Genomic DNA, 25,646 nt, shown 5'->3' with positions numbered 1-25,646 from the left:
TTGAATCATTTGAAAAAAATTACCATCGCCATAGACGGCTTTTCTTCTACAGGAAAAAGTACCGTTGCAAAAATGCTGGCCAAAGAACTCGAGTATGTTTATGTAGATACCGGAGCAATGTATCGTGCCGTAACGCTTTATGCAATGCGGAAGCTTTTTATAAAAGATGGGCATTTTGATAAAGAAGGATTGATTAGACATTTGTTTATGGTTTCGGTGAAGTTTCAGATGAATGCAGAAACCGGGATCGCAGATGTATATTTAAATGGTGAAAATGTAGAGCGAGAGATCAGAACCTTAGAAGTTTCCAACTTTGTGAGTCAGATCGCTGCGATTCCTGAAGTGCGCAAACTCATGGTGCAGAAGCAACACGAGATGGGCAAAGAAAAAGGTATTGTGATGGATGGTCGCGACATTGGGACTGTGGTATTTCCCGATGCAGAATTGAAAGTGTTTATGACTGCATCTGCAGATGAGCGTGCCCGCCGTCGTTATGAAGAGCTCAAAGCCAAGGGCGATGAGGTAAGCTATGAGGCGGTTTTAGAGAATGTTCAGAAGCGTGATGAATTAGATACTTCTCGTGAAGATTCTCCACTTGTGCAGGCAGAAGATGCCATTCTGCTAGATAACACGCATACCAATATTGAAGATCAGTTTCATATTCTTTTACAACTTGCAAAAGACCGTATCTACGGTAGATGCTAATCTTTTGAAACCCCTCAATTTTTAATGAAAGCTACCCAACTCGATCGTGGGCTACTCTACTTGATGGCTGCAGGAGCAGGTCTTGTTGTAGCCAATAATTACTACAATCAGCCGCTTCTTAATTTAATGGCCAAAACTTTTTCGGTCACCGAAGCGCAAGTGAGTAATATTCCGTTGGCGACACAATTGGGTTATGCTTTTGGATTGCTTTTTATCATTCCGTTAGGGGATAAGTTTTCAAGAAGGAACATCATTTTAATAGACTTTGTGGCGATAATTAGTTCGTTATTGGTAACCGCTATAGCGCCTTCACTGTTTATATTAACCGTTTCTAGCTTTTGCGTAGGCTTTTCATCTGTAGTGCCGCAATTGTTTGTGCCGATGGCTGCCCAACTCGCTACCGAAGAAAACCGAGGTAAAGCCATAGGGATCGTGATGAGCGGTTTGCTTATCGGGATTTTAGGAAGCCGTTTTCTTAGCGGAATGGTTGGAGAATATTTTGGCTGGCGTTTTATGTATTATGTAGCCGCTGTGATAATGCTTGTTTATGCGGCTTTACTTTATTTCAAGTTGCCTGACGTGGCTACCAATTTTAAAGGAACCTACGCGCAGTTGATGCGGTCGCTTCTACAACTCGTAAAAACAAAGCCCGAAGTACGAATTGCTGCGTTACGAGGAGCTTTGGGGTTTGCAGGATTTAGCGCATTCTGGACTACGCTGGTGTTTCTTATGGAAACCAATTTTGGCTACGGAAGTGGTGCTGCGGGACTTTTTGGTGTTTTAGGGATGATCGGTGCTCTAGGCGCAACACTATCAGGGAAACTGAATGATAAATACAATTCTAAAAAACTCATCTACCTCTTTACAGGCATCTTAGTGCTCTCGTGGATTGTTTTTCAGTTTAGCGGAACTTCTATACTCGGTTTAGTCATTGGCGTTTTGGCTGTTGATTTTGGACTGCAATGCCTGCACGTGACCAATCAGAACATTATTTTTAAACAGAATCCTGAAGCGCGCAATCGCGTAAATACCATTTATATGGTCATTTATTTTATAGGTGGAGCACTTGGTACTGTTTCTGGAGCTTATGCCTGGCAGCATTATCAATGGGCGGGTGTTGCGACTTTGGGATTGGGTTATTCCATCTTGATCATCATACTTCAGTTATTATTTCAGTGGAAGCATAAACGCTAAATCCTGCCTTTTGACTTTATTTGAAGATTCATATGCTAAATTCCCCATAAGATGTGCTTAAGGCTTTACTAAAACCACTTGGTTGACCAAGGCTACTCATTAACTTTAAAATAAAAATTGCTCGGCTGCTTGATAGTAAGCAATGCCGAAAACTATTTAAAAGAAGAATTATGAGTACAGATGTTTTAGAGAAGCTCACTGCGACAGAGCAAGCTTCAAGTAGTGATACGATTCAAACTATAAATCCGTCAACAGGACAGCCGCTCAACAGTTACAAAATGATGACTGATCAAGAAGCCAGTGAAGCTGTTAAAGCAACACATCAAGCTTTTTTGACGTGGAAGACTTTTTCATTAGAAAAGCGTGCAGAATTTATTAATAAAATAGGTGAAAGCTTAAGCAAGCACAAAGACCAACTGGTAAAATTGATGACCCAGGAAATGGGGAAACTTACCAGTCAGGGAGAACAAGAGGTCGATTTATGTGTAGGAATTTGTGAATACACTGCGAAAAATGGACCCGAAGTATTGAAGGATGAAGAACGCACCTTGCCCGATGGCGGTAAAGGACTTATTACAAATGCGCCTATTGGAGTCATCTACGGAATTCAACCTTGGAATTTTCCAACCTATCAGGTAATTCGTTATGCGATTGCCAACTTGATGGCAGGAAACGGCGTGTTATTAAAGCACGCTGAAAACGTAACCGGTTCAGCGTTATTAATTGATAAGATCATACGGGAGGCCGGCCTACCTGAAAACATTTTTACTGTGCTAAGAATTTCGCACGAACAATCTGATGCGATCATTGAAAATGATTTAGTGCGCGGAGTTACCTTGACGGGTAGCGGAGCAGCGGGTAAAGTTGTTGGCGAAAAAGCCGGAAAAGCTTTAAAGAAAACAGTTTTAGAACTTGGATCTAACGATGCGTATTTAGTTCTAGACGACGCTGATGTAGATACTGCGGTAGAATGGAGTATTAAAGGACGAATTTATAACAACGGGGAGACTTGTGTTGCTGCTAAACGTTTTGTGGTAACTGAAAAAGTCTACGACGAATTCAAAGAAAAGTTCGTTGCCGGAATGAAAGAAATTAAATTCGGTGATCCTGCGGATGATACTGTAGACATAGGACCGATGGCACGTAAAGACTTACGTGAGAAGTTGCACGATCAATTAAAAGAAAGTGTCGCCAATGGCGCTGAAATTTTATGTGGAGGTGAGTTACCAGAGGGTGACGGTTACTTTTATCCTGCAACGGTGTTAGGAAATGTGAAACCCGGTCAACCTGCGTATGATGATGAGCTGTTCGGTCCTGTTGCATCTTTAATCAAAGCAAAAGATAATGAAGATGCTATGCGTATCGCAAACGATAGCCGTTTTGGATTAGGTGGCGGTATCTTCTCTAAAGATGAAGAAGCAGCATTTGAATTGGCTAAAAATCATTTTGATACCGGTATGGTATTTATCAACAGTTTTGGTGTTGCTCAGCCAAATATGCCTTTTGGTGGTGTAAAAGCTTCAGGATATGGTAGAGAGCACGGAGGCTTTGGAGTCAAAGAATTTGTTAATGAAAAAGCAATTATGAGGCTCAACAGCTAGTAGAAGAGGTTACTATAAAAAGAAATCCCCGTTCAGTGATGAACGGGGATTTCTTTTTAGTTGCCAATTGGTGGTGGTCCGTCAGGGATCATTGCTTTGTAAACGTCGTCACCTTTTCGTTTTTTAAATTCAATTTTTACTTCTTCAACTAGTTTTGCATCGTCAAAAAGGTCAAACATCGTCATCGACATGGCTTTTGAAGCCATTACCATTCCTTTATGGCCTATAGACATTCCGCCGCAGGCGACAACCGCCCAGGAGTGCCAAGGTGTATCTTTAGGAGCTACGGTTACTCCAAGATTAATATTAGGTACATTCCAGCTCACATCTCCAACATCAGTAGAGCCGCCACCGGGATTTTCTCTGGTTTCCTCAAAAGGGTAGATCTTGCTGTCCATTCCTACTTGAGGTTTATCGGTCATTTCTTGAATCTTCTTACCAAAAGCGATTTCTTCTTCTGTATATTCTAATGGGCCTAAAAGTTCTAGATTCTCTTGCATTACAGCTCCGCCGGTTCTGTTGACTAATGTTTCACGTATACCGGAAACAAGCGAATATTTGTAATCTACATTTGCCATAATCGCAGCACCTTCTGCCATTTTCTTTACCTGTTCAAAAACCGGAAGCATTCCTTTAGTATCGGTATTGCGCACGCGTACCCACAATTTACTGTAATCAGGTACCACGTTAACCACTTGACCACCGTCTTGAATATGATAATGAATGCGTACGGTAGGTTTTATATGTTCACGGTAATAATTGATTCCGGTGGTATACAACTCTAATGCATCAGAAGCACTGCGTCCATTCCACGGATCTGCCGCAGCGTGTGCCGCTTGACCGTTAAATTCTACAATAAAGTCAACCATAGCCAGCGAACTTTGCACATCTGCTTTGGTATCTGCAGAAGGGTGCCAGCTTACATTAACATCTACATCATCCCAAACCCCTGCTTCGAGCATCCATAGTTTTCCAAAGAACTTTTCTTCAGCAGGAGTACCTATGAATTTTACAGTACCTTTAATTTCACCTGCTTCGATCATTTCTTTAACAGCAATGGCTGCGCCCAGACTTGCGGTCCCAAAGAGATTATGACCGCAACCGTGACCTGCAGCACCTGCTTCAAGAGGTTCTTTTGTAGGTTGAGCCTTTTGAGAAATTCCCGGGAGGGCATCAAACTCACCCAGAACACTTATTACGGGTTTTCCTTCTCCATAGGTCGCAATAAATGCGGTAGGAATATTAGCAACGCCACGTTCTACGGTAAAACCGTTTGCCTCGGCATAATCGGCAAGTAGTTTTGAAGATTCGGTTTCCTGAAAAGCGATTTCGGCATTTGCCCAGATTTTGTCGCTAATTGAAATCAGGTCCTCTTTGTGATTTTCAACAGAAGCAATAAGCTGCTTTTTGTCTTTGGGGATTTTTTGCCCGAAGGCAACTATTCCTGCCAAAAGGAATAGCAATGTAATTTTTGTATTCATACATAAAACATTTTAGTTAGTGCTTTTAAAGTTAGTAAAATCAGACCTAGTCTGTGGCAACACAAGAATTTATGCTGAATTCTAAAATATCGATCTATAAATGGGAGAATCTCTAAAATTGAGATTTGATTTTGACAATGTTCTAAATTTCTTGTTGAAGTTCAATTTCTTGCAGCAACATTATATTTTAACTGATATTTTTATATAACTTACTGTAATTGTGAAAATTGAGTTTGCTATGAGAGCTTTTATTGTTTACTTCTTGATGTTTTTAGGAATTTCATATGGTTTGTTTGCACAAACCAAACAAGAGGTTAGTGGTTATGTTACCAGTTTTGGTACGCCGGTGGTCCATGCAAAAGTGGCTGTCGTGGGTACCGATTTAATGACCGCAACAGATAGTAAGGGTTATTATACTATTGAGGTCACACCAAGACAAGAATTGCAATTTTCTTATGTTGGGCTTCAAACTGTAACGATCATAATAGAAGATGTGACAAAAACGCTCAATGTAAAAATGCTGCCCGAGGTTAATGATCTTGATGAGGTGACGGTTAAAGAAAAGGTCAAAAAAATAGAGGCTTTTTCAGATGAGTTAGGAGAAGACGGCAAACCTATTTGGATGCCCACTTCAATGGGACCAATTTTTACTCAAAATGGTTCAACGAGCTATGTTAAAGGGAAAGATTTAAATCTTGCTGCCCGTGACTTGACTATTGCACTTGGTGGTAGAGTCATGCTAAGAAAGAGTGCTACAATTTCGCTTCCTGAAGTAATGTTATGGGATGTTGATGGAAATCAATTTTATCCTACAAATTATGATATTCGTGATGTTTTACCTCAGGTTTCTGAAGTCTATGATGTTATGGTGCTTCGGTCTTTGTCATTGACCAATCGTTATGGCTCAAGAGCGAGAAACGGAGTTGTCGTGGTGCGTACTAAAGGAGCTTATTTTGCACAGCGTAAGGAAAAAGTCAACAAGACCTACGGAAATCAACAGGTTTATTCAGATGACGCTATTGCAATGGAAAGTCTAATCACAGTAACTCCTGATTATCTAAAAGAATTAGAAAATTCAAATACGCTGGAGGAAGCTTTTACTATTTATAAAGAAGCGTTGGTCACTAATGCACGAGACGTAGCATTTTATGCAGATGTTGCTCAGTACTTTTATGATAAAAAAGCTACCGATAAAGCACATTCGGTTTTAAGCGAAATGGAAACCGCTTTTGAAACCAATGCCGAAGCACTGAAGGTACTCGCATATACCTATGAAGCAAACGCTGATCGTGAAAAAGCACTTTCGGTTTATAAGAAGATATTCAGACTGCGACCACAATATGCGCAATCGTATCGGGATTTAGGCAATTCGTTTGCCGCTGCTGAAAATTATCAAAAAGCCTGGTTGATGTATATGGGCTATATGAATACCACAGACAGTTTAAGCGGCACAGGAATAGATGCGATTGTTTATCGGGAGATGGAAGCTTTGTACTTTCAGCATAAAGACAAGATCGATGCAGATGCTAAGTTCTCCCTCCCTGAAAATAAAAGCGAACTCGCATACGACGTTCGATTAGTGTTTGAATGGAACACTTCTGAAGCCGAATTTGAACTTGAATTTGTAAATCCACAAAATCAGCCTTATGTGGTGAATCACACCTTAGAGCAAAACCCTGAACGCATAAGAGACGAAAAGCTCAAAGGCTATACTTCAGAAGAATTTTTGATCGATGATCTAGGTTCTGGTGATTGGCTGGTGAATCTCAAATATTTTGGGAATAAGCAGTTTCAACCTACGTTTTTGAAAGTGACAACCTATTACAATTGGCAACAGCCCAATCAAAAACAAAAGGTTGAGCTATTTAAATTAACCCGACAAAATATAAAAATGCAACTGCTCAAATTGAATAACCGCAATTTACGCTATTAAGAATTCGCGCGATCTAGAATCCAATTGCTATAAAACTCAAGAATTTCTTCTTTGTTGAGTTCGTTGTGCGTTTCGTGTCGTAAACCTTCCCAGGGTTTGAAATCGATTTGATCGGGATGACGTAAAGCCAAAGTTTTTGAAGCTTTAAATTTTGTGATATTGTCTTCGGTACCGTGAGCTAAAAGTACTTTGGTTCTAAAATCAAAAGTTCTATCCATAAGATAAACACCGTTGTCATTTAGCCCAAAAAATAGTTTTAAAGAAGCTTTGCCGTGCACGAGTTGGTCTTCTTTATAGGCTTTTCCAACTTCGGTATCCCTAGAAAGATCTGCAGGGTCGAGTTTCGTTTCTTGCACAGGGTTTAAAGCAAAGGTCAAAGCCATTCTTCCTAGAATTATTTGCAATGCTCCGGGATTCTTAACCAGCTTTAACCAGGGCGAAGTGACGAGAGCTCCTGCGGGTGGTACCGCGGTCATCAATAAGTAGCGTAATACGATACCGCCGCCCATACTGTGACCGTATAAAAACACCGGTGTTCCCGGGTTTTCTTCAAACGCTTTTTCATAAATAAAGTCCACTGCAAGAATAAAATCCTGTAGGGAGCGTACCACACCACGTTTACCGTTAGATTTTCCGTGACCGGGTAAATCTATTGCATAACAGGTGATATTTTTTGCATTAAAATATTCGGCGACGTGTGTATACCTTCCTAAATGCTCTCCAAAACCGTGAATGATGCAAACCACGGCTTTTTGATCAGGAGCTTTCCAGACCTTTCCAAAGAGTTCATGTCTAGCGGTTTGCCCTGTAAATGTAGTGCTGGATTTTTCTGCTAACATATTTTTTATTTCAGAATAGAAAATTAGAAAAGTTTATGTAATTTTGCACTCCTTTTGACAACGGTTGGAAACCCAAAAGGATGAGGGATTTAAAATGAATCTCTTGAAACCAAACATGTATTTTAAACCTCTTTTACGATTTTGAGTTGTTTAGTTTCCACAAAAGCGTAAAATACAAACTATTAATCAGCAATGGCTGAAGAAAATAAAAAACCAGAAGCTCAGGAAGAAGTTGAGCTTAAGACAAATGTTGCAGCAGCAGAAGAACTTGCTACTCCTGATGCAATTAAAGAACCAAAAGGTTACGAAAGCGCTGCTCAAGCTAATCCTGAGAAATTTCTTGAAGAATTCAACTGGCACAATTACGAAGAAGGAATTGATCCTATCGATGATGACAAGCTAGATGAGTTTGAAAAGCTGGTTGCAGAAAACTTTGTTGACACTCTTGATGACGAAGTTGTTGAAGGTAAAGTAATCAACATCACAGATCGTGATGCTATTATAGACATCAACGCAAAGTCTGAAGGTGTAATCTCTCTTAACGAGTTCCGTTACAACCCAGATCTTAAAGTTGGTGATACTGTTGAGGTATTGATTGATGTGCGTGAAGACGCTACCGGTCAATTAGTATTATCTCACCGTAAAGCGCGTGTGATCAAAGCTTGGGAGCGTGTAAATAAAGCTCACGAAGATGGTACAATTGTTACCGGTTTTGTAAAAGCACGTACTAAAGGTGGTATGATCGTAGATGTATTTGGTATTGAAGCATTCTTGCCAGGTTCTCAGATCGATGTGAAGCCTATTCGTGATTACGATGCGTATGTAAACAAAACAATGGAATTCAAAGTGGTTAAAATTAACCAAGAATTCAAAAACGTTGTTGTTTCTCACAAAGCGCTTATCGAAGCAGATATCGAAGAGCAGAAAAAAGAAATCATCGGGCAGCTTGAAAAAGGTCAGGTTCTTGAAGGTACCGTTAAAAACATTACTTCTTACGGAGTATTCGTTGACCTTGGTGGCGTAGATGGATTGGTACACATTACAGATCTTTCTTGGTCTCGTATCAACCACCCGAATGAGATCGTTGATCTTGATCAGAAACTTAACGTGGTTATCCTTGACTTTGATGAGGATAAAACACGTATCCAACTTGGTCTTAAGCAGCTTAAGAAGCACCCATGGGATGCTCTTAGCGAGACTTTAAGTGTAGGTGATAAAGTAAAAGGTAAAGTTGTTGTAATCGCAGATTACGGTGCTTTTGTTGAAGTAGAAGAAGGAGTAGAAGGTCTTATCCACGTTAGTGAAATGTCTTGGTCTACGCACTTACGTAGCGCTCAGGATTTCGTAAACGTTGGTGACGAAGTAGAAGCTCAGATTCTTACTATGGATCGTGAAGATCGTAAGATGTCTCTTGGTATCAAGCAGTTGACGCAAGATCCTTGGACAGATATCACTTCTAAATATCCTGTAGGTTCTCGTCACACCGGAATTGTACGTAACTTCACTAACTTTGGTGTATTCGTAGAATTAGAAGAAGGTATCGACGGTCTTATCTACATCTCAGACCTATCTTGGACTAAGAAAATCAAGCACCCATCAGAATTTACAAACATCGGTGATAAACTAGAGGTTGTAGTTCTTGAGCTTGACGTAGAAGGACGTAAATTAAGCTTAGGTCACAAGCAGATTGAAGACAATCCTTGGGACAAATATGAAGCTGAATTTGCAGTAGGAACTAAGCACACCGGTACAATTGGAGAAATTGTAGACAAAGGAGCAACTGTAGAATTCAACGAGGACATCGTGGCATTTATTCCAGGACGTCACTTAGAGAAAGAAGACGGAAGCAAACTTGGTAAAGGTGATGAGGCAGATTTCCAAATCATTGAGTTTAATAAAGACTTTAAACGTGTAGTTGCATCACACACTGCATTGTTTAAAGAAGAGGAAGCTAAGATCGTTAAGCAGGCAGCTAAGAAAGCGGCTGATTCTGCAGCAGCTAGCGCACCTACTTTAGGAGATGCAAATGATGCTCTTGCAGCATTGAAAAAGCAAATGGAAAAAGGCGGTAACTAAGCCCTAACATTTTCTAATATATGAAAGCCCTTTAGCATTCGCTAAAGGGCTTTTTTTATTAGTGCCATAAAAGGGCAGAACACTCGTATTTTTTTAATTCGACGCTTCCCTATTAAAAGTCGCAATGGCCATTCTCTAAGGATAAATGTTTATTTTCGCTTACCCAGAAACACTAAACTTATGAACTATATTCTTTTTGACGGTCCTGCACGTAAAAAACTTTTACCCTTTACCTATACCAGACCTGTGGCAGATCTTAGAATCGGTATTTTAACCATTCGGGAAAAGTGGGAAAAGCATTTAGGAAGCACAACGTCAACAATTACTGAAGAGTATTTGTCTGATAAATTCCCGATGGTTGAGTTTGAAGAGAATGTAATGATCAACGCATCGTATATTCCTACAGAAATTTTAGTCGAGCAAGTGCTGGATTTACAGATGAATCAGGCGCTTTTTGATGGGGATGACATCGTAGCTTTTTATACTAGAGATACTCAGGAAGAAATTGATTTTGATACCTACGAGCAATTAGAAGTAACCGCTGAAGGTGTTTTTAAGATTGAAAATAACTGGGATATTTTCAGTAAGAACCACGAAGCCATTCAGTTGGATTATGATTTAATCACCCAAGGAAGAACTTCTGCTGAAATTCCAAAAGGGGTTCAAACCATGCATTCAGAAAACATCTTTATAGAAGAAGGTGCCAAAATAAATTTTTGTTCGCTTAATGCTTCAGATGGTCCTATTTACATTGGTAAAGATGCCGAAATTATGGAAGGAGCACTCATACGTGGACCGTTTGCACTTTGCGAGCATGCAACTGTAAAAATGGGTGCAAAGATCTATACGGGAACGACGATTGGTCCGTATTGTAAAGTTGGAGGAGAAGTCACCAATTCGGTATTGATGGCGTATTCAAATAAAGGTCACGATGGTTATCTTGGAAATTCTGTGTTAGGTGAATGGTGCAATATTGGTGCAGATTCTAACAACAGTAATCTTAAAAATAACTACGAAGAAGTGCGTCTTTGGGATTACGAGACCGAGGGTTTTGCAAAAACCGGATTGCAATTTTGCGGTTTAATGATGGGAGATCATAGCAAATGCGGTATCAATACCATGTTTAATACAGGAACAGTGATTGGTGTAAGTGTAAATATTTTCGGAACCGGCTTTCCACGTAATTTTGTTCCGTCATTCAGTTGGGGAGGAGCCAGTGGTTTTACTACTTATAAAACCAATAAAGCTTTTCAAACCGCTAAACTGGTGATGGAGCGTCGCAACATTCCTTTTGATGAGCAGGAGGCAGCGATCTTAGAACATATTTTTGAGGATTCTGCCAAATACAGAAGGTATTAGGCCAGCTCATCAAGTAACGTGGAGCTTTAAAACCAGTTTGTTAAGCTTCTAGACACACTAATGCACAAAGCATGGTTTGCAAATGTTTGACGATGGAGTGGTTTATATAGTGCTCAATAGCTTCAGGAGTGTCCAGATTATAGGTTGATTTAAAAAAGACTTGGTTGTGATGAAAATCAAAATAGGTGCCTAAAATGGTCGGAATGATCAACGGGATTTCTATATTCTTTTTGAATTCGTGCTGTTCTTGTCCCTTACTGATAAATTCGGTTAGGGCATCATAATTATTCTTCTTTTGAACTAAATAATGCTCAAAGGTTAAGCAGCGGGTGCTGTTGGAAAGCTCGGTATGTACAATTTTATAGATACGATTGTTTTTATGTATACGCTGTACGAAGAGTTCGATAATTTGATTGAAACGTGACTTAAAAGAATTATCCTGATTGATAATGCTGTCAAGCGCTCCTTTAAAGTCAGACATACGATACACTACCATATGCTCTAGCAATTTTTCTTTGGAGCCAAAATAATAGGAGATCATCGCGATATTGATATTCGCTTCTTTAGCGATCTGCCGTACTGAAGTTCCGGCAAAACCATGCTCGGCAAAAAGCTTTTCTGCAACCTGAACGATTTGCAGCTGTTTCTCATTCAATTCCATTAGTCAAATTTGAGTTCGTAAAATTAAACAATCGTTTAATTTTAAAGCTCATTTATTGGAGTTTGTTTATGCTGTGCAATTTAGACTAGTGGTCTGCCTGAATCTAGAAAAAGCCAGTAGACTATAACAGCTAAAATGATCAATGCAATTAAGGTATACAGCATCGTTTTTCTTTTATGGAGTTCGCTTTTTCGTTTGATTTCAGCCTTAGCTTTAACCAATTCTTTTTCGCTTAATTTTTTAAATTTTAGCGAGATGTCGGTTTTGCTTTTGTGAGTATTCGGCTTTTCAAAACGAGAAACACGCTCGCACTTATTTTGTCTAAGCGAAGCCAACATTGCAGATACCGAACCACCAAACCCCATAATTTATAGTTTAATTATAGGTAGGTTTTATAACGATAATGTTACGCTACTAGCGCTCTTTTGACGTTTTTTTAACACGTTTAAGAACCAGAAAATCTTGAGGATTGGCTTTAAGTCCGGTTACATTTTTATGAACAAACTTGATGACTTGATCATAGTACAGTGTTACAAAAGGAGCTTGTTCTAGGATTATAGAATCCATTTTTTTGTAGAGCAGTTTACGCTTATTGATATCGGTAAGCTTAAAACTTGATTCATAGAGGCTATCAAAAGTCGCATTCTTAAAATGCGTATAATTGGGTCCGTTTGGGGTAAAATTTTTGCTGTAATACAGCGAAAGATAATTCTCAGCATCGGGATAATCTGCAATCCAGCTGGCTCTAAAGGCATCGAGTTTTCCTGTAGATTTTAGCTGGCGTAGCGTAGAAGGAGGCATCACATCGATATTGATCTCAAGTCCGAGTTTGCCCAATTCCCGCTGAATATATTCGCAAATGTCTAGATATTGACTGTTGGTACCAATGGTGATGCTAGGAGTATTGTTACCGGTTTCTTCAATATATTTTGCGATTAAAGCGCGCGCCTTACCTGGATTATACTCAAAGCCCGAAGCGCCATAACCCGGCAAACCTTTAGGGATAAAACCAGAGTTTGACGGTTCTCCAATTCCGTTGCGCAGGTATTTTATCATTTTCACCCGATCAAACCCGTAATTAACTGCTTGTCTTAAAAGTTTTGAACGTACTTCTTTTGACGGACTTTCTAAATAGAAACCCAAATATTCGGTATTTAGAAAAGGGCCTGTAATTGTCTTAACACGATTTTTATAGTTCTCTTTTAGCTTTCCCGTTGCGGTAAGCAATTCATCTTTATAGGAAGGGTCAAGGCTGTTCAACATATCAAGATTGCCTTGTGCAAATTGTAAAAATTCACTTTGCTTATCAGGTAAAAAAGTGATGGCTACAGCTTCAAGGTAAGGAAGCCGGTTTCCATCTTCGTCTTTTTCAAAATACAGGTTATTTTTCCGAAGAACTAACTTCACGCCTTCTTCCCAACGTTTAAATTTAAAAGGACCAGTGCCAATAGGGTGAGAACGAAATTCATTTCCGTAGAATGAGCCGATTTCTTCAGGAACAACCGAGCAATAGCGCATAGTAAGCAGTCCTAAAAAAGCAGGAAACTCCTTTTTTAATGTGATTTGAAAAGTACTGTCATTAATAGCTTGATAGCGATCAACATTACTCAACACCCAACTTCCGGGAGAAGCAATTGAAGGATCTTTCAGGCGATTGAAACTATACACAAAATCCTTAGCACTTACCTTACGCGTGCTATCCTTAGTTTTAAATTGCTCGTGTTTATGAAAATAAACATCGTCCCTAAGGGTAAATGTATAGGTTTTGGTGTCTTCGCTTACCGTCCAGCGTTTAGCAACATCAGGAATGATATTTAAAGAGTCATCTTGTTGAACCAAGCCATTAAACAATTGATTCGTAGGCCAGATAATAGGCGGATTTCTTGCAAAAGCAGGATCAAGTGTAGCTACATTATAATGCTCATTGTATCTAAAAACTTCGTCTTCTTCATGCCGATTATCTTTTGGATCACACGAAAATAAGCTGATAAGGATTAGTGGGAACAAAAGCCACTTTAGCTGTATTGTGCGCACGTCAAAAGGAGGTTTTAAGGTCATAAATATCAATCTGATACATCAACAGTTTTGGATCATTATGCTTCAGGTAGTTATAAACTTGAGCAAGAGCAAAATTGTAGTTAACTTTGCACCCTTAATTTGATCTGGTTATTTGAGATTTTGATGATGCAAAACAAAAGTAACCATTTGTGAAGAAGATTCTAATGAACGAAGCAGGGAAAAAAGTAGCGTTTTATACGTTGGGATGTAAACTTAATTTTTCTGAAACTGCAACGATCTCACGCAGTTTTGAAAACGAAGGTTTTGATCGTGTAGATTTTAAGGACACTGCAGATATTTATGTGATCAACACATGCAGTGTAACCGAAAATGCAGATAAGCGTTTTAAGACCATTGTAAAGCAAGCGCAGAAGGTGAATCCCGATGCTTTTGTAGCTGCTGTAGGATGCTACGCCCAGCTAAAACCAGAAGAACTTGCAGATGTAGATGGTGTTGACCTTGTTTTAGGTGCAACAGAAAAGTTCAAAATCACCGATTATCTAAACGATCTCTCTAAAAATGATATGGGTGAGGTGCACAGTTGTGAGATTGAAGATGCAGATTTTTACGTAGGATCTTATTCTGTGGGCGATCGTACACGGGCTTTTTTAAAAGTGCAAGACGGTTGCGATTATAAATGTACTTACTGTACAATTCCTCTGGCGCGAGGCATTTCTCGAAGCGATACGCTTCAAAATGTATTGAAAAATGCACAAGAGATCTCAGCACAAGGAATTCGTGAAATCGTGCTTACCGGAGTAAATATTGGAGATTACGGTAAAGGAGAATTCGGTAATAAAAAACACGAACATACCTTTTTAGATTTGGTTAAAGCATTAGATCAGGTAGAAGGTATCGAGCGTTTACGTATTTCGAGCATCGAACCTAACCTGTTGAAAAATGAGACCATAGAGGTTGTAGCAGCTTCCAGAGCTTTTGTGCCGCATTTTCATATTCCTTTACAAAGCGGGAATAATGAAATGCTCGGAAAGATGAGACGTCGTTATCGAAGGGAACTTTATGTAGATCGTGTAGCGGCTATCAAAAAGTTGATGCCAGACGCGTGTATTGGTGTTGATGTGATTGTAGGTTTCCCCGGTGAAACCGATGAACACTTTTTGGATACGTATAATTTTCTAAACGAACTTGACATATCATATTTACACGTTTTTACCTATTCTGAACGAGATAATACGCTTGCTGCAGAAATGGATGGTGCTGTGCCTCTTAAAAGACGTAAAAAACGCAGCAAAATGTTACGTGGACTTTCAGCAAAAAAACGTCGTGCATTTTATGAATCTCAACTGGGAACTCAGCGCACTGTACTTTTTGAAGGTGAAAATAAAAAAGGCTATATACACGGTTTTACCGAAAATTATGTCAAAGTCAAGACTCCTTGGGACCCTTCGTTGATCAACACGACACATACGATTGAGCTTACAGATATTGATGAAGATGGTATCGTGCGCTTTGAGTATGTGAATCAAGAGCAAAGCGTTACTGCATAAAAAAACCTGCTCAGAAAGCAGGTTCAATGTTTTAATGTAGAAAGGCCTTTAGATATTAATACCTACAGGTAATAAATTCTTATACTTTCTACGGTTAGATCTCATGAATTTCGCAATTTCCGGACTTGTAGGAACGAGTCTGATATTACGGTCTTCAACTTCTTTGAATACAGCAACGATAAAGTCATTCATACGATCTTCAGCGCCTTCTGGCATATGAATTTTAGTAAGAAAGATCTTTCGGTCTTGAAGAGAATATTCAATCTTAGCCAGCTTGTTGTCAAAAGTGGTTTCAAATTGTCTTAAGAACTCGTTATCTGTTAATTCAATCGCTGTCATTACATCCATATAAATTATTTTAAAAAATAGAGTTTACGTTCTCGAAAAGGTTTGAAAAGTGTAGGATGGTTAGATATGTCATATAACGTATATCAGTAAATATACAAAAAATTAAGCTGTTTTTGGCGCTTTATAGTGTTAAACTGTTAATTTTGAATACTATGATACACGTGTATTTAATGCCGGGAATGGCAGCTAATCCCAGTATTTTTGAGTACATCAAGCTACCCAAAGAGCGGTACACCCTCCACGCGCTTTCTTGGAAAATACCAGAACCTGCCGAAACACTTGAGCATTATGCTCAACGGATGTTAGAAGAAATTAAAGAGCCAGACCCAGTTTTGCTTGGAGTAAGCTTTGGTGGGGTACTGGTGCAGGAAATGGCCAAGTTCATCAAGTACAAAAAACTCATTATTGTAAGCAGCGTGAAGTCTATGGCTGAATTGCCCAAGCGTATGCGTTTTTGTAGAGCCCTTGGTCTTTACAGATTGGCTCCGGTAAGTTTGGCTCGTAATATTGATACGCTGGCAAATTATGCCGTTGGAGACCGACTGAAACATAAGGTAGAATTGTATCAAAAATACCTTTCTATTACAGATCCTGTTTATTTGAATTGGGCTTTAGAACAAATGTTGTGTTGGGAGCAAACCAAGTATAAAAAAGACTTGATTCATATACACGGGACTAGTGATCCTGTATTTCCGTATCGATACATTGATAATTGTATACCCATTCCCGGTGGAACACACGCTATGATTATTACTAAGTGTAAGTGGTTTAACAAAAACTTGCCTAAGATTATCGAGAATTAATTGGTAATTTCACCAAATAACTTGAAACTTTATTTGCTATGATACATTTTAAAAATATCCTTGCGGGAATAGGGCTCGTTGCCACTACTGCAGTTTGCGTGCAGGCGGTGCAGCAAGATGACGACACGCAACGAATAGATCCTGAAATTAAGAAAACAGATAAACTGGTAAACGATTATAACGTTTATGCAATTCCTTTACCAGAAACTTTAGATTTTGCAGGAGAGCCTGTGCCTTTAGATAATCCTGATATTCGAGAGCGATTGGATCGGGAGTTGTTGGTAAATACGTATTGGCAATCTAACGGACTATTGCTGATCAAAAGAGCGGCAAAATACTTTCCTATCATCGAACCGATTTTAGAGGAAGAAGGTTTGCCTGATGATTTCAAGTATTTGGCTGTTATAGAAAGCGGATTGACGCAAGCGGTTTCTCCTGCTCGTGCGACCGGTTTCTGGCAGATTTTGCGTAGCACCGGTAGGGAATTAGGACTTGAAGTCAATGATAATGTAGATGAGCGCTATAATATTGAATTATCAACGCGTGCCGCTTGCAAGTATCTCAAAAAATCCAAGGAGAATTTAGGGAGTTGGACGTTGGCTGCTGCAGGTTATAATGCCGGAAATGCCGGAATGAGTAGAAGACTAGACCAACAAAATGTAAACGGATATTACGATTTGTTGTTAGGAGAAGAAACCGGTAGGTATGTATTTAGAATTTTGGCCTTAAAACAAATTCTAGCAGATCCTGAACGTTATGGGTTTAATTTTAAGGAAGAACACTTGTATGAAAAGGTACCGTCGTATAAAGTTAAAGTAGATACCGTGGTTACAGACTTTGTTCAGTTTGCTGAACATTTTGGTATTAACTATAAGATCTTAAAGCTGCATAATCCTTGGTTACGTGAAGATCACTTGAACAATGCTTCACGAAAAGAGTATCAAATTGAAATCCCTAAAGAGGGGTATTATAATGCTAATATAGGACAATAAGTTTCGGCTTATAGTTATGTAAAAACAAAGAAGGCTTCACATGTGAAGCCTTCTTTGTTTTTTAGAGTTAGGTCGTAATTCTTAAAATGTGGCTATAGACTCAGGAAGATCATTGATGTTGATGTTATGATCAATATTGATTGCAGCGATTTGTCGACTTAGAAAAACTATATTTTGGTTAAAAAGTTGATTTTCGGTTAAGTTCATTTGATTAGGAGGTCGACGATTGATATCCAGGATTTCTCCGTCTGCACCTAAAACAAAGCTTAATGATAATCCAAGCGCGTGCTTTAAAAGATTAACGGTTTGCATATGTTTGTTTTGCGTTTCATCAACATATACAATATGTATGTTTTTGTCAAACTGCTTTGCCATCTGACGTACCGTTGATTTAGAATCCCAAAACAACACAATAAAGTCTATCATGTCGCCATAGCGCTGTGATAATTTATTTAAAACCGGAATCTCTCCCTCGCTTGGGATACACCAGGAACTGTAAGTAAGTAGAATAGTGGGCTTTTCAAGTTCTTCTGTAGAAGCGATGCCACTATCGAAACGCTCAAATTGTAATGGATCAATATATGAACCTTGTAATTTGGTTTTTACTAAAGTATCTAAGAGGGATTTGGCAAAATCTAAATCTCCCAACACCAGCGCTTCATCTACACGCTGATTGTAGGCATCAATATTTAATCTAAGCGCATCAGAAAAGAGTGTTTTGTCATTTTCTTGTGCTGCTAAGCTTAATACCGATAAAAGAAATATAAGTAGTGTTCTTGCCATAAAGTTTAATAACAGGTACTATCAAAGCTAATCTTTGATTCTCGCGTGTAAAAAACTTCTCGTTCAAACGATATATATATTTGTTAAAAGGCGGACAAACTTTTTCTATTTGACTTAGGCCATAAAAAAAGCTCCATTACGGAGCTTTTATAACTATTTAAAACAAATCTGCCTTATCTGCGACCACCTCGACCGTATTGCTGGCGTGGCATATTTGCCGCTTGTTTCATTTGCTTTTTCATCATTTTGATTTGTTCGCCAAGCATATTGTGTTTATCCAGTTTTTTGGCTTCGGCAAGAAGTTTATCTGCTTCTCGTCTTCTGTTTTTGGTCATTGCGATTCCGGCAAGATTGATTTTGGCCATTGCTAAATCGGCGTCCATACTTAAGCCTAACTGTATCGCTTTCTTAAAATACTTTTCAGACTGAATCATATTGGTTTGTGATAGCATCAATCCGTTCAGGTAATTGTAGTAGCCGTTTTGTTTGCGTACCAGAGCGGCTTCAGGATTTTTAATTTTATCCAACCATTTTTGTGCTCCTGCAAAATCTTGCTTTCTAAGGCGCAAAAAGGCAAGGATTAAAATTTCATTCTTAAAGTAAAGCAATACAAACATTGCGGCCAGAAGAATTAGCATGATGCCGTTTCCTATAGACCTGTCAATAATTTGCCAGATTGCTAGACCAAGTACAAGAACTGCTAGAACTAATTTTATATTTTTGTTGAACATATGTAGTCGTTATATAAAGGAGAAATACCTCCTGCAAATAAGGTGAAAATTGATGTTTTAATTGCGCGAGCAAATGTAATAAAAACAATCGAAAATATTTTAAACTTTCTGTTTGTTGATTAAGAAAGTGTTTGTATATTTGCGCCCAGCTTTTGGGAAGGCTAATCCCAAAAAATAATTCAGAACAGTTAAAGGAAGATTAAAGAAGATATAAAATGAAAAGAACGTTTCAACCTTCAAAAAGAAAAAGAAGAAATAAGCACGGTTTCCGCGAGCGTATGGCTAGCGCAAATGGTCGTAAAGTCCTTGCTCGAAGAAGAGCAAAGGGTAGAAAGAGAATTTCTGTATCTTCTGAATTAAGACATAAAAAATAATTGGTGATTTACCATTGTTAAAATATTAAGGTGTTACTTTTTTAAGTAACACCTTTTTTTATAAATACCCCAATCGTATTTTTATTTAATACATTTAATTTGAGACTATAATGCCAAAAAACGAAAACCTTAAATCTATTTTAATTATTGGTTCTGGTCCTATTGTCATAGGTCAGGCGTGTGAATTTGATTACTCAGGATCTCAAGCTTTACGCTCCCTGCGTGAAGATGGGATTGAGACTATTTTGATAAACTCTAACCCGGCGACGATAATGACTGATCCTGTTATGGCAGATCACGTTTATCTATTGCCGCTTACTACCAAGTCTCTGGTAAAAATCTTAAAAGAGCATCCGCAAATTGATGCTGTTTTACCTACAATGGGAGGACAGACAGCATTAAACCTTTGTATCGAAGCTGATGAAAAAGGAATTTGGGAAGATTTTGGCGTAAAAATTATAGGTGTTGATATCGATGCGATCAACATTACTGAAGATCGTGAGAAGTTCCGCGAGTTGATGCTGAAAATAGGTGTTGGTATGGCACCGCAAGCAACTGCTACTTCGTTTTTAAAAGGTAAAGAGATCGCACAGGAGTTTGGTTTTCCTCTTGTGATTAGAGCTTCTTATACCTTGGGTGGTGCCGGAGCATCTATAGTGTACAAACCCGAAGATTTTGATAGACAGTTGAGTCACGGTCTTGAGATTTCACCTATTCATGAGGTGATGATCGATAAAGCCTTGATGGGTTGGAAAGAATATGAGCTGGAACTTCTTAGGGATAAAAATGATAACGTAGTTATTATTTGTACCATAGAAAATATGGACCCGATGGGAATTCACACGGGAGACTCTATAACCGTTGCTCCTGCAATGACCTTAAGTGATAGCACATATCAAAGAATGCGTGATATGGCAATTCATATGATGCGTTCTATTGGTGATTTTGCCGGTGGATGTAACGTGCAGTTTGCGGTTAGCCCAGATGAGAAAGAAGATATTATCGCTATTGAGATTAACCCACGTGTATCTCGTTCTTCTGCGTTGGCATCAAAGGCGACAGGTTATCCTATTGCAAAAATCGCTTCTAAACTGGCAATTGGTTACACTTTAGATGAGTTAGATAACCAAATTACAAAATCAACTTCAGCCTTATTTGAACCTACTTTAGACTATGTTATCGTCAAAATTCCTCGTTGGAACTTTGACAAATTTGAAGGTAGTGACCGTACTTTAGGTCTTCAGATGAAGTCTGTAGGAGAGGTGATGGGAATAGGTCGTTCTTTTCAAGAAGCCTTGCACAAAGCCACCCAATCTCTTGAGATCAAACGTAATGGTCTAGGAGCAGACGGGAAAGGGTATACCAACTATGATAAGATCATTGAAAAGCTTACCAATCCTAGCTGGGATCGTGTGTTCACGATTTATGATGCGATTCAGATGGGAATCCCGTTAAGCCGCATTTATGAGATCACAAAAATTGATATGTGGTTCCTCAAGCAGTTTGAAGAGCTAGATGCCTTAGAGAAAGAAATTTCAAAATATAAAATAGACACGCTTTCGAGAGATTTATTGCTTGAAGCAAAACAAAAAGGATTTGCAGATCGTCAAATCGCGCATATGCTTGATTGCTTAGAAAGCGATGTGTATAACAAAAGAGATGAACTTAACATCAACCGCGTTTATAAATTGGTTGATACGTGTGCGGCAGAATTTGTGGCACAAACACCGTATTTCTATTCGACTTTTGAGAGTGAAATGCAATTGGCAAACGGAGAGCGTTTTTCTCAAAACGAAAGTAAAGTAAGCGACAAGAAAAAGATCGTAGTATTAGGTTCTGGGCCTAACCGAATTGGCCAAGGAATCGAGTTTGATTACTGCTGTGTGCACGGTGTATTAGCCGCTGCAGAATGTGGTTATGAGACCATTATGATCAATTGTAACCCTGAAACCGTTTCTACCGATTTTGATACGGCAGATAAGCTTTATTTTGAGCCGGTTTTCTGGGAGCACATTTATGATATCATTCGTCACGAGAAGCCCGAAGGAGTAATTGTTCAGCTAGGAGGGCAAACTGCGTTAAAGCTTGCTGAAAAATTAGATCGCTACGGAATTAAAATCATCGGTACGAGTTATCAGGCGCTTGACTTAGCAGAAGATCGAGGAAGTTTCTCCAGATTATTGAAAGAGAACAATATTCCTTATCCTGAGTTTGACACTGCTGAAACTGCTGAAGAAGCCCTTGCTGTTGCAGACAAGTTAGACTTCCCAATTTTGGTAAGACCTTCTTATGTTTTGGGAGGACAGGGAATGAAAATCGTGATCAATAAAGACGAATTAGAAGAAACGGTAGTTGATCTTCTTCGTAAGATTCCAAATAACAAGTTGCTTCTTGACCACTATCTGGATGGAGCTATCGAAGCAGAAGCCGATGCAATTTGCGACGGCGAGAATGTCTACATCATCGGAATTATGGAGCATATTGAACCCTGTGGAATTCACTCGGGAGATTCTAATGCAACATTACCTCCGTTCAACTTAGGAGATCTTGTAATTCAGCAAATTAAAGATCACACACATAAAATTGCATTAGCACTTAATACTGTTGGATTGATCAATATTCAGTTTGCGATCAAAGACGACAAAGTTTATATCATTGAAGCAAACCCAAGAGCTTCTCGTACGGTGCCATTTATCGCAAAAGCGTATGGAGAGCCTTATGTGAATTACGCGACAAAAATTATGTTAGGTGAGAAAAAAGTAACTGATTTTGAATTTAAGCCAAAATTAGACGGATATGCGATCAAGCAGCCGGTGTTCTCATTCAATAAATTTCCTAACGTAAACAAAGCCTTAGGACCAGAAATGAAAAGTACTGGTGAGAGCATATTATTTATAGATAGCCTGAAGGACGATGAGTTTTACGATCTGTATGCACGAAGAAAAATGTATTTAAGTAAATAATTTTTGCAACATAAAGCTGCGTTGAACGTCTTTAATTAAAGAATAGTATAATTATCACAAAATTTTAGCATTTTTAGAAGCTAGTTGTTATATTTTTACTACTACAAAGACCTCAAATACAGTGATATGGCATGAAATTTACTTGGATTTATATTTTAATATTCATTATAGCAGCAAGCGTTAGCGCTCAGGAAACCTATATAATTAAGTGGGGTGCAGGTGCAAAAGATTTACAATCAACACTTGAGGTCGAGGTAGGAGATAAAGTAAAATGGATTTTTGATGAGTCGATTCCTCAAAATCTTTTGAATACGTCTCTTAAAGCTTCGGGTGATTTTGGGACCAAGCAATTGCTTCCTAAAGGTGCTGTTTATGAATATGTATTTTCAGATAAAGGTTTTTATACGTTCCAAAGTGGAATAAATAAGAACTTGAAAGGCTCCATTCGAGTTTCTGAAAATTCTTCGGTCTTGACCCAGACAAAAGAGGGGTTTAAAATTTATCCCAATCCTGTAAAGGATCGTATATATTTCAAAAATCCAGATTTGTCTAATTCGGTTGAGATCACTTTTTACGATGTTCTAGGTAAGATGGTAAAACGAAATGCGATCGATTCCGGAGTGATACAAGGAGGGATGGATGTAAGCAGATTAAAAAGGGGCGTTTATCTTGTTCAAATAGATACCGGAGCGCGTTCTTTTACACAGAAATTGATCAAAGATTAACTTAAAATACATTTTAATAAAAAAAGGAGCCATCGAGCTCCTTTTTTTATTGGCACCGTCAAAGGGTTTAATGTTCCGAGGCTTACCTCGAAATTGAAAATTCGTTTCCAAGCAAAGCCTCAAAGGCTTGCCTTAAGGTAGTTTATTTCTAATATTCTAATTGCACTTTATGGGAGTTTCTCAGAATCTCCAGGTCTTCAATTTGAAGCTCAGTCTTTTTGGAAGTTTCGTTGCGATGCTTCTTTTTCATTTCTTGACGATTAAGGCTTTTTAGAAAACGTCGCACTTGCTTTTCGGTTTTCAAGATCAAGCCCGGCACCGGAACACTCTTTCCGGAATCATCTTTGGCGACCATCGTAAAATAGCTGGAGTTGCAATGTTTGATCGTGCCGCTATGTATATCTTCGGCTTCTACACGTATACCTACGACCATTGAGGTACGACCCACAAAATTCACCGAAGCTTTCATAACCACGAGTTCACCCACTTCAATCGGTCTTAGAAAATCTACAGTATCTACCGATGCAGTTACGCAATAATTACTAGAGTGCTTGGAGGCACAGGCAAACGCGATTTGATCCATTAATGATAAAATATACCCACCGTGAATTTTACCGCTGAAATTAGTATGTGAGGGTAGCATCAATTCACTAATAGTGACTTGTGATGCTTCAATAGTTTTAAACTGACTCAAAATGCTTTGTTTTTATTTTTTGGCGACGCCAAATGCTTTTATATATAGCGGCTCTACTCAAACCTGAAAGTTTATTCTCGGTTAAAATGAGGGGATTTTTCTTTACTGACTTCGGTAACAAAATATTTGGTGTCACCCCAGAATATGAAAGTCGCATAGCGTTCGATATAGGTAAGCTTCACGTAACTCCCTTGATAATCCTTCAGTTTCTGAATCACTTCTTCTTCGCCGTCCAAGACTGAAAAATCAAAAATTTGAGCGCCGCTTATCCCTTGACTTATTTGGCCTTCCCAGGTTTTAGAAACAACTCCTTTTCTACTAAATTTTATGAGTTCGCCTGCGCGTGTTCCCTCACTGTACGGAACAAAGTAAATAAACGCATAGTACAAAATGGCAAGAAGCACAATGCCTCCTAAAACTAAACCGAGTATTTTTTTCATATACATTAAATTCGTTAGTCAAATTTAGTCATTCGCTTTTTTAATGGCTTCATCTTCAAGGTCAGTATTCAATAATTTTTTATCAATAACCTTACTGTTAGTAGCGCCCATTTTACGCAATTTTTCAACTCGACTGATCAAATTCCCTTTTCCGGTAAGTTTGGTCATCGTTCTGTCATAAGTATTACGCGCAGTATCTAATTGAGCTCCTAATTTCTGAAGTTCTTGCGTAAGCAGCGTAAAGGAATCATACAATCTTCCGGCTTGGGTAGCGATTTCTAATGCATTTTTCTTCTGCCGGTCGTTTTGCCATAGATTTTCAACCAGTTTAAGTGCAGCGAGCAGGGTAGAAGGTGTAACGATGATCACGTGTTTATTGAAGGCTTCTTCATACAGTTGTGGCTGATTGGCAGAGGCCAGCGCAAATGCCGGTTCAATAGGTATAAACATAAACACCGTATCTGGACTTTCATCTACCAGAAACTGATAGTTTTTAGAACTCAATCCTGCGATATGGTTTTTGATCGAAGCGATATGTTGTTTGAGATACATGGCTCTTTGCGTTTCATCGGTTTCAGAAACATAGCGTTCAAAAGCCGTCAAGGACACTTTGCTATCGATAATCATTTTCTTTCCATCGGGAAGATGAATCAAAACATCGGTCTGCAGACGTTTGCCTTCTTCATTTTTGTGACTGTCTTGTAAGGTATATTCACGGTCTTTCTCAAGCCCTGATTTTTCAAGGACGCGTGTGAGAATGAGTTCGCCCCAATTCCCTTGCATTTTTGCATCTCCTTTAAGCGCTTTAGTAAGATTATCTGCATCTTTACTCATTTGCAGGTTGAGCTCAGCAAGACCTTTAATTTGTTGGCGTAGCTCGCTATGTCTTCCTAGACTCTCCTTGTTAGTCTCCTCAACGCGTTTTTCAAACCGATAGATTTTTTCTTGTAATGGTTTTAATAAAGCATCTAAGTTCTCTTTATTCTGAAGTGTAAACTTGGTAGATTTTTCATCTAAGATCTTGTTAGCTAAGATCTCAAAATCTTTGGTAAACTTCTCTTGTAATTGCTCAAGTTCACCTTTTTTCTCTTCAAAGCGATGCTGTAAATTCTCAAAAGCTACGTTACGCGCAGTAAGTTCATTTTGAAAAAACTCCTTATCGTCCTGAAGTTGCCCTTGCTTTTTTATTAAGTTATTTTTGACTTTTTCTTCTTCTTTAAGCTGTAATTGCTGCAGGTTAAGACGTTCCTGAAGAATACCGGTGTTGCTTTTCCCTTTTGCCGAGGCAATTATTAAACCTACTGCCAGACCAAGAAGCAAAGCAGCTGCAGCAACAGCAATAAGGAGAAGGCTTTCATTCATAAAGTTTCGGTTTATT

General features: G+C 38.8%; 23 protein-coding genes. 12 read left to right on the top strand and 11 right to left on the bottom strand.

What is annotated here, in order from left to right:
- The first annotated feature begins 9 nt into the window (after positions 1-9).
- The 3 genes from cmk to WA338_RS08820 all read left to right on the top strand — a co-directional run bounded on the left by cmk (position 10) and on the right by WA338_RS08820 (position 3,500).
- Complete coding sequence (gene cmk, locus WA338_RS08830; RefSeq protein ID WP_040533331.1) at positions 10-705, top strand: (d)CMP kinase; 696 nt, start codon at positions 10-12, stop codon at positions 703-705.
- A 24-nt stretch (positions 706-729) separates the two neighbouring features.
- Positions 730-1,899 (top strand): MFS transporter, encoded by a 1,170-nt coding sequence (locus WA338_RS08825; protein ID WP_336093072.1) that lies wholly within the window; start codon positions 730-732, stop codon positions 1,897-1,899.
- Between the two features lie 170 nt (positions 1,900-2,069).
- Positions 2,070-3,500 carry an NAD-dependent succinate-semialdehyde dehydrogenase gene (locus WA338_RS08820; protein ID WP_272985001.1) on the top strand — a complete coding sequence of 477 codons (1,431 nt, stop codon included), beginning with the start codon at positions 2,070-2,072 and terminating at the stop codon, positions 3,498-3,500.
- 56 nt (positions 3,501-3,556) lie between these two features.
- Here WA338_RS08820 and WA338_RS08815 read toward each other — a convergent pair whose 3' ends face one another.
- The gene (locus WA338_RS08815) at positions 3,557-4,981 is read right to left on the bottom strand and encodes an amidohydrolase (protein ID WP_272984999.1); all 1,425 of its coding nucleotides are present in this window, start codon (positions 4,979-4,981) and stop codon (positions 3,557-3,559) included.
- Between the two features lie 238 nt (positions 4,982-5,219).
- Between WA338_RS08815 and WA338_RS08810 the strand changes: the two genes are divergently transcribed.
- On the top strand, positions 5,220-6,914 hold the full coding sequence (locus tag WA338_RS08810; protein ID WP_336093068.1) for a carboxypeptidase-like regulatory domain-containing protein: 1,695 nt from the start codon (positions 5,220-5,222) through the stop codon (positions 6,912-6,914).
- On the opposite strand, the gene WA338_RS08805 is transcribed toward WA338_RS08810, so the two are convergent.
- Positions 6,911-7,753 carry an alpha/beta hydrolase gene (locus WA338_RS08805; protein WP_009779842.1) on the bottom strand — a complete coding sequence of 281 codons (843 nt, stop codon included), beginning with the start codon at positions 7,751-7,753 and terminating at the stop codon, positions 6,911-6,913. The genes WA338_RS08810 and WA338_RS08805 overlap by 4 nt on opposite strands.
- Positions 7,754-7,945: 192 nt before the next feature.
- Here WA338_RS08805 and rpsA point away from each other — a divergent pair, with 192 nt between their 5' ends.
- Positions 7,946-9,829: a 30S ribosomal protein S1 gene (gene rpsA, locus WA338_RS08800; protein ID WP_009779843.1), complete on the top strand. Its 1,884-nt coding sequence runs from the start codon at positions 7,946-7,948 to the stop codon at positions 9,827-9,829.
- A 180-nt stretch (positions 9,830-10,009) separates the two neighbouring features.
- A complete protein-coding gene (locus WA338_RS08795) occupies positions 10,010-11,188 on the top strand; it encodes a GlmU family protein (RefSeq protein ID WP_336093065.1) in 1,179 nt (392 codons plus the stop codon).
- Between the two features lie 40 nt (positions 11,189-11,228).
- On the opposite strand, the gene WA338_RS08790 is transcribed toward WA338_RS08795, so the two are convergent.
- The 3 genes from WA338_RS08790 to WA338_RS08780 all read right to left on the bottom strand — a co-directional run bounded on the left by WA338_RS08790 (position 11,229) and on the right by WA338_RS08780 (position 13,907).
- On the bottom strand, positions 11,229-11,849 hold the full coding sequence (locus tag WA338_RS08790) for a TetR/AcrR family transcriptional regulator (RefSeq protein WP_336093063.1): 621 nt from the start codon (positions 11,847-11,849) through the stop codon (positions 11,229-11,231).
- Between the two features lie 80 nt (positions 11,850-11,929).
- Positions 11,930-12,214, bottom strand: coding sequence for a hypothetical protein (locus tag WA338_RS08785; RefSeq protein ID WP_336093062.1), 285 nt, complete (start codon positions 12,212-12,214; stop codon positions 11,930-11,932).
- A 49-nt stretch (positions 12,215-12,263) separates the two neighbouring features.
- Entirely contained in the window at positions 12,264-13,907 is a 1,644-nt protein-coding gene (locus WA338_RS08780; protein ID WP_336093060.1) for an ABC transporter substrate-binding protein, read from the bottom strand.
- 164 nt (positions 13,908-14,071) lie between these two features.
- On the opposite strand from WA338_RS08780, the gene mtaB reads away from it, so the two are divergent.
- Positions 14,072-15,415, top strand: coding sequence for a tRNA (N(6)-L-threonylcarbamoyladenosine(37)-C(2))-methylthiotransferase MtaB (mtaB, locus tag WA338_RS08775; protein ID WP_273016245.1), 1,344 nt, complete (start codon positions 14,072-14,074; stop codon positions 15,413-15,415).
- A gap of 48 nt (positions 15,416-15,463) precedes the next feature.
- Here the strand turns inward: mtaB and WA338_RS08770 are convergent, their stop codons facing one another.
- Positions 15,464-15,763, bottom strand: a complete 300-nt coding sequence (locus WA338_RS08770) for a hypothetical protein (protein WP_009779849.1) — start codon at positions 15,761-15,763, stop codon at positions 15,464-15,466.
- A gap of 152 nt (positions 15,764-15,915) precedes the next feature.
- On the opposite strand from WA338_RS08770, the gene WA338_RS08765 reads away from it, so the two are divergent.
- Both WA338_RS08765 and WA338_RS08760 read left to right on the top strand, forming a co-directional pair.
- Positions 15,916-16,566, top strand: a complete 651-nt coding sequence (locus tag WA338_RS08765) for an alpha/beta fold hydrolase (protein ID WP_273016247.1) — start codon at positions 15,916-15,918, stop codon at positions 16,564-16,566.
- A 38-nt stretch (positions 16,567-16,604) separates the two neighbouring features.
- Positions 16,605-17,558, top strand: a complete 954-nt coding sequence (locus WA338_RS08760; RefSeq protein ID WP_273016166.1) for a lytic transglycosylase domain-containing protein — start codon at positions 16,605-16,607, stop codon at positions 17,556-17,558.
- An 81-nt stretch (positions 17,559-17,639) separates the two neighbouring features.
- Here the strand turns inward: WA338_RS08760 and WA338_RS08755 are convergent, their stop codons facing one another.
- Positions 17,640-18,341: a TlpA family protein disulfide reductase gene (locus WA338_RS08755; RefSeq protein ID WP_336093056.1), complete on the bottom strand. Its 702-nt coding sequence runs from the start codon at positions 18,339-18,341 to the stop codon at positions 17,640-17,642.
- A gap of 173 nt (positions 18,342-18,514) precedes the next feature.
- Positions 18,515-19,072, bottom strand: a complete 558-nt coding sequence (locus WA338_RS08750; RefSeq protein WP_336093054.1) for a DUF2892 domain-containing protein — start codon at positions 19,070-19,072, stop codon at positions 18,515-18,517.
- Between the two features lie 215 nt (positions 19,073-19,287).
- On the opposite strand from WA338_RS08750, the gene rpmH reads away from it, so the two are divergent.
- The 3 genes from rpmH to WA338_RS08735 all read left to right on the top strand — a co-directional run bounded on the left by rpmH (position 19,288) and on the right by WA338_RS08735 (position 23,134).
- Positions 19,288-19,446 (top strand): 50S ribosomal protein L34, encoded by a 159-nt coding sequence (gene rpmH, locus WA338_RS08745; RefSeq protein ID WP_009779854.1) that lies wholly within the window; start codon positions 19,288-19,290, stop codon positions 19,444-19,446.
- 110 nt (positions 19,447-19,556) lie between these two features.
- A complete protein-coding gene (gene carB / locus WA338_RS08740) occupies positions 19,557-22,409 on the top strand; it encodes a carbamoyl-phosphate synthase large subunit (protein ID WP_009779855.1) in 2,853 nt (950 codons plus the stop codon).
- A 131-nt stretch (positions 22,410-22,540) separates the two neighbouring features.
- Positions 22,541-23,134: a T9SS type A sorting domain-containing protein gene (locus WA338_RS08735; protein WP_336093051.1), complete on the top strand. Its 594-nt coding sequence runs from the start codon at positions 22,541-22,543 to the stop codon at positions 23,132-23,134.
- Between the two features lie 148 nt (positions 23,135-23,282).
- Here WA338_RS08735 and WA338_RS08730 read toward each other — a convergent pair whose 3' ends face one another.
- The 3 genes from WA338_RS08730 to WA338_RS08720 all read right to left on the bottom strand — a co-directional run bounded on the left by WA338_RS08730 (position 23,283) and on the right by WA338_RS08720 (position 25,630).
- Positions 23,283-23,777, bottom strand: coding sequence for an acyl-CoA thioesterase (locus WA338_RS08730; protein WP_050759349.1), 495 nt, complete (start codon positions 23,775-23,777; stop codon positions 23,283-23,285).
- A 122-nt stretch (positions 23,778-23,899) separates the two neighbouring features.
- The gene (locus tag WA338_RS08725; protein ID WP_009779858.1) at positions 23,900-24,268 is read right to left on the bottom strand and encodes a hypothetical protein; all 369 of its coding nucleotides are present in this window, start codon (positions 24,266-24,268) and stop codon (positions 23,900-23,902) included.
- Between the two features lie 24 nt (positions 24,269-24,292).
- A complete protein-coding gene (locus WA338_RS08720) occupies positions 24,293-25,630 on the bottom strand; it encodes a DNA recombination protein RmuC (RefSeq protein WP_336093049.1) in 1,338 nt (445 codons plus the stop codon).
- Positions 25,631-25,646: the final 16 nt, after the last annotated feature.

The organism is Leeuwenhoekiella sp. CH_XMU1409-2 (assembly GCF_037029365.1).
In the GTDB taxonomy this organism is placed as follows: domain Bacteria; phylum Bacteroidota; class Bacteroidia; order Flavobacteriales; family Flavobacteriaceae; genus Leeuwenhoekiella; species Leeuwenhoekiella blandensis.
The sequence above is the reverse complement of the archived record's forward strand: the minus strand, read 5'-3'. Positions and strand labels throughout refer to the sequence as shown.